This is a genomic window from Polaromonas sp. CF318 (genome assembly GCF_000282655.1).
Taxonomy (GTDB): domain Bacteria; phylum Pseudomonadota; class Gammaproteobacteria; order Burkholderiales; family Burkholderiaceae_C; genus Polaromonas.
In genome coordinates this window covers 1-5,024 of record NZ_AKIV01000152.1, presented here as the reverse complement: position 1 = coordinate 5,024, position 5,024 = coordinate 1, and the positions used below count along the sequence as shown (strand labels likewise).

The following is a 5,024-nucleotide window of genomic DNA, read 5'->3' as shown; positions in this document are numbered from 1 at the left end:
TTTAATCTGCGTAAATCTGCGAAATCTGTGGATAAAAATTCATCCGCAGATTACGCAGATTACGCAGATAAAGAAATCACGATGCGCTTGCCTGATCAGGCCGCTTTGAGTTTTTCGACCAGGGCCGCGTAAGCCGCCATCGCCGCCTCACGGGCCATGCCCTTGCGCTGGGCCCAGGCGTCGAATTTGGCGCGGCCGGTCACGTCCATGATGCCGGGGCGCTCGCCCGTTGCGTCGCCCACCGTGGCCTGCTTGTAGAGCGCATAGAGCGCCAGCAGCTCCTCGTTGCCGGGCGGCTTGGCCAGCGTCTTGACGGCTATGCCGGCGGCCTCGAAGACGCGTTCGGCCTCGCTGGGGCCGGCGGGCGCCAGTGGCGCGCCGAAGTGGGCGTCTTCCAGCGCCACGTCGTCGGGGAACCAGCGCGCATCCAGCAGCCGGCCCGAACGCACGGCAAAAGCCAGCACGCCCTGCGACATCAGGCCTGAAGCCGTGAGCGTGGCGGGCAGCACCGCGATGCCGGCATTGAACACCGGCTGGCCGAAGGCGGTGAATTTGACGCCGCCGGCCCAGGGCAGCATGGCCTGCAGGCCCTTGTTGCCGCGGTAGATGCCGCTGGCGCGGTTGCTGCCGGGCTGGAACCAGCCCATGTCGGAAGCGCCCCGCGCGAAGACGCCGCTGAAGTCGCCGGCCTCCAGCGCCGCGCGCAGCGATTGCGCAAAAGCCTGCAGGGCGTCGGCGCTCATCTTGGGGTCGTCCACCGCCATGCCCAGCGAGGCGGCGCTGCTGGCGCCGAAGAATTCGAGCACGTTGCGCGCCACCTGTTCGCGGTCGTTGTCGACGCAGATCATGTGGTAGCTGTTCTCCAGCACCACCATGCGCGCCTTGGCGCCGCCGATCTGTTCGACCAGGTAGTTGGCCGAGGCCAGGCTGGTGAGCTCGTCTTCGCGCGCGTGGATCACCAGGGTTTCGCTGGCCATGTTTTTAAGGTCCGTCATGACCCAGCGGCGCAGGCGATCCACCTGCCGTATGCAGGCCAGCGGCACCCAGCGGTAGTGGAAGTTTTCACCGCGCGCGAACTTGGCCTTGACGATGGCGCGCAGCTGCTCGTTCTTGATGCCGAAGGGGTCTTCCTCTTCCACCCGCATGCGCGCCGGAACGCCCGGCACGTAGTACATGAGGTGGCGCGCCGGCGTGTACCAGGCGGTGGCCCAGCCGTCGATGTAGATGGGCGGCGCCAGCGCGATCAGCTTGCCGCGCGTGTGCTTCTGGCGCTTGGCCAGCTCGGTGGCCAGCAGCGCGCCCATGCACATGCCCATGATGTGGAAGTTGTCGTGCTGCGCGGCCACCTCGTGGTACTTGGCCGTGACGGCTTCCATCCATTGTTCGGCGGTCACGTTCACCAGGTCTTCGGGCGTGGTGCCGTGGCCGGGCAGCGTGAGCGAATGGGTGACGAAGCCGGCATTCTTGAGCCGCTTGTGCATGGAGCCCAGGTCGTATTGCGTGCCGCCCAGGCCGTGGATCAGGAAGACGGCGGGAATGCTCTTGTCCACGGCCGGTGCGGCCGGGGCAGCGGGCGACGGTGAGGACGTGACAGCGGTGTCCATGGCCACCTCAGGCCTCGACTTCCAGCAGCACGGCCACCTGTTCGACCTGCCCGTCGGCGCCGCGCACGCCCGACAGGCGCGCATTCACGGCGGCCACGCGGCCGTCGCTCCAGCGCAGGGTGTTCTTCCACAGCACGTGCTCGCGCTGGCCCTGCGTGAGGTCGCGCCAGTCGGCCTGCAGCGCGGGTTGCTCCTGCGGGTCGGCGTGGGTGATGAAGTCCTGCACCGTCAGCAGGCCGGCGGCATCGGTGCGCAGCAGTTCGCTGGCGCCTTCGCCCCATTCGGCCGCACCGGTCCTGGCGTCGAAATTGGCGACCACCGTGCGGTTCGATTCCAGCACCTGGCGGTAGCGGGTGCGCCAGTCCTGCGCCAGCGCGAGCGCCTGCGCGGCGGTGGCGCCCAGCGCGTTGACCACGCCCACCAGCAGCGCCATCACGGCCACATAACCCTGGACTTCGATCACCGCCTCGCCGGGAAAGCCTTCAACCTCGGCGAAAGGCCCGCCGCCGCTGTTGGTCCAGGCGATCAGCGCCAGCGCGCCCAGCAGCGTGGCCAGCGTGGCGCCGCGTTCCTTCCAGAGGATGGCGGTGACCACCATAAAGGGCAGCGGCAGGTAGGCCAGCGTGGGGCCCAGCGAGGCGCCGAAACGGTCGGACACGTCGCTCGAAAAAATCAGCGCGGCCACCACGAAGAACAGCACAAAGGTGGCGGCGCCCGCGAGGAACTGGCTGCTGGCCATGCCGCCCGAGCGCTTGACCTTGAAGCCCGCGAAGGAGGTGATGAGCGGCGCGATCAGCAGGATGCCGACAAAGGTCGTGCAGGCCCAGACGCGCCACTCGGTCAGCATGGGGATGGGCTGGGGCAGGGCCCAGCTCCAGAGCACGATGGCGATGCTGGCGCCCAGCGCGGCGGTCAGCAGCGCGCCCAACAGCAGGCCGGCGTAAGCTTTGCCCGGCTCGATGCGGCCGTCGGGACGGGGCGCGCGCAGCAGGCGCGCCACCCAGGCGCCCAGGCCGGCCGCCAGCGCCTCGTTGGCGCCAAAGGCCAGCGCCGGCAACAGCGCCAGGCCGTCCAGCAGCGACAGCAGAATGGCCGCCAGCGCGGCGCCGGCCAGTACGGCGGCCCGCCTAGCGGGCTTGGCCACCAGCAGTGCGCCAAAGGTCACCCCGGTGGCCAGCCAGACGGAAGCGCTCAGCGTCATCGCATCGCCCATGCTCTGGGACACGATGGCCGCGGCGGCCCAGGCAAGAAAGGTCACGGCGAAGGTGACGATAAAGGGCAGGGCCATGGGGGTTCTCCTCGGAGAGTCGCGTTATTGCTCGGCGCGGGCGCCGGATGGTCTGGCGTAGTTTATCCAGTCTGTTGCAAATACCGGCCTGCGCGCTTAGGGGTAAATCCCCGCGACTTTGAAGTGCTCGTTTTCTACAATATGGACATGTATCCACAATATGGACAAATTTCATGCCCGTAGACACCCCCGACCAGACGCCGCTGATGCCTTATCAATATCCGAACCCGCCCGATGCGCGGCCGGAAATCGTGGTGCAGCATGCCATCCCCACCGACGAGCGGCTCTGGGTGCCGCAGGCCGAAAACGTCTGGTTCCGCCCGCTGTGCCTGAACGCCAGCCAGGGCTACTGGATGAATCTGCTGCGCGTGCGCAAGTCCGGCGTGCTGAGCCGGCACCGCCATCCGCAGGCGGTGCACGGCTTTGTGCTCAAGGGCCGCTGGCGCTACCTGGAGCACGACTGGGAAGCCACCGAGGGCAGCTATGTGTTCGAGCCGCCCGGTGAAACCCACACGCTGTATGTGCCCGAGGACGTTGAGGAAATGATCACCTACTTCCAGGTCAATGGTGTCATGTACTACACCGACCCTTATGGCAAGGGCATGGGCTACGAGGACGTGTTCACCAAAATCGAGATGTGCAACAAGCACTTCGAAGCCGTCGGCCTGGGCGCCGACTACACCCAACAATTCATCCGCTGAGCGCAGCCGCTTTTTCTGAAGGAATCACTGATGACCTACCAGGCCGGACTCTTTAAAGGCAAACGCGCGCTGGTCGCCGGCGCGACCCAGGGCATAGGCGCCGTCATCGCCAACCACCTCGCGGCGCTGGGCGCCGAGGTCACGGCCCTGGGGCTGGGCGGCGGCGACGGCACGCTGGCAGCTGGCGTCGAGGTGCGCCAGGCCGACGTGACCTCCGCCCCCAGCCTGGATGCGGCGCTGGCCGGTATCGACAAACTGGACATCGTCTTCAACTGCGCCGGCATCATCCAGCGCGGCGCCGAGCATGACATCGAGGTGTTTGAAAAAGTGCTGGCCGTCAACCTGACCGGCACCATGCGCGTGTGTACCGCCGTGCGCGAGCGCCTCAAGGCCAGCCGCGGCTGCATTGTCAACACCGCCTCCATGCTGAGCTTCTTCGGCGGTGGCCTGGTACCCGGCTATGCGGCCAGCAAGGGCGGCGTCGCCCAGCTCACCAAGTCGCTGGCGATCGCCTATGCGCCCGACGGCATACGCGTGAACGCCATCGCGCCCGGCTGGATCGCCACGCCGCTCACAAAAGCCCTGCAGGACGACCCGGCGCGCGCCGGCCCCATCCTGGCGCGCACGCCCATGGGCCGCTGGGGCACGCCCAAGGACGTGGCCGAGGCCGCGATGTTTCTCTGCACGCCGGCGGCCAGCTTCATGACCGGCGTGATCCTGCCGGTGGACGGCGGCTATATGGTGTCTTGATGGCCCAGCCCATCGTCAGGTCATCCAATGCGTCACAGGTCGCCGGCACGGCCGCGTTCTCCAAATTCATGCACGTGCTGCAGCTGGTGGCCGACTCGGAGCAGCCGCTCAACGTCGGCGCGCTGGTCAAGGCCAGCGGCTACCCCCGGCCCACGGTGCACCGCATCGTCGCGGCCCTGGTGGCCGAAGGCCTGCTGGTCGAAAATGATCGCGGTGCGCTGCTGGCCCTGGGCCCGCGCCTGATCCAGCTGGCCAGCCGCAGCTGGGGCCGCTCGGATTTACGCCTGGCCGCAGTCGACGAACTCAAGCGCCTGCGCGACATCACCGGCGAGACCGTGCACCTGGCCGTCCCCAATGGCAACACCATGGTCTACATCGAAAAACTCGAAAGCCCCAGCGCCGTGCGCATGGCCTCACGCATAGGCACCAGTGTGGCCCTGCACGCTACCGCGGTCGGCAAGGCGTATATGGCGGCGCTGGAGCCCGCCGTGCTGGAGCCGCTGCTGCAGGGGCTGCCCTTGCCGCGCTATACCGGCAACACGCTGGTGAAGCTGGCTGAGCTGCGCAAGCAACTGGCGCTGACGCGCGAGCGCGGGTGGTCAGCGGATGCCGAGGAGCATGAGGCGGGGATTTTTTGTTATGGGGCGGTGATACGTGGCAGCCGCGGCCTGCCGGTGGGGG

5 protein-coding genes are annotated in these 5,024 nt (G+C 67.4%); 3 read left to right on the top strand and 2 right to left on the bottom strand.

Annotated features, from left to right (window positions below):
• Positions 1-95: 95 nt before the first annotated feature.
• Both PMI15_RS23580 and PMI15_RS23575 read right to left on the bottom strand, forming a co-directional pair.
• Positions 96-1,604, bottom strand: coding sequence for an acyl-CoA-binding protein (locus PMI15_RS23580; protein ID WP_007875004.1), 1,509 nt, complete (start codon positions 1,602-1,604; stop codon positions 96-98).
• Between the two features lie 7 nt (positions 1,605-1,611).
• Positions 1,612-2,892 carry an MASE1 domain-containing protein gene (locus PMI15_RS23575; RefSeq protein ID WP_007875002.1) on the bottom strand — a complete coding sequence of 427 codons (1,281 nt, stop codon included), beginning with the start codon at positions 2,890-2,892 and terminating at the stop codon, positions 1,612-1,614.
• A gap of 173 nt (positions 2,893-3,065) precedes the next feature.
• Between PMI15_RS23575 and PMI15_RS23570 the strand changes: the two genes are divergently transcribed.
• From PMI15_RS23570 to PMI15_RS23560, 3 genes are all read left to right on the top strand, one after another.
• On the top strand, positions 3,066-3,593 hold the full coding sequence (locus PMI15_RS23570) for a 2,4'-dihydroxyacetophenone dioxygenase family protein (protein WP_007874999.1): 528 nt from the start codon (positions 3,066-3,068) through the stop codon (positions 3,591-3,593).
• 30 nt (positions 3,594-3,623) lie between these two features.
• Positions 3,624-4,343, top strand: a complete 720-nt coding sequence (locus PMI15_RS23565) for an SDR family NAD(P)-dependent oxidoreductase (RefSeq protein WP_007874998.1) — start codon at positions 3,624-3,626, stop codon at positions 4,341-4,343.
• On the top strand, positions 4,343-5,024 hold a 682-nt coding region (locus tag PMI15_RS23560), incomplete at its 3' end, for an IclR family transcriptional regulator (protein ID WP_007874996.1). The genes PMI15_RS23565 and PMI15_RS23560, both read left to right, overlap by 1 nt.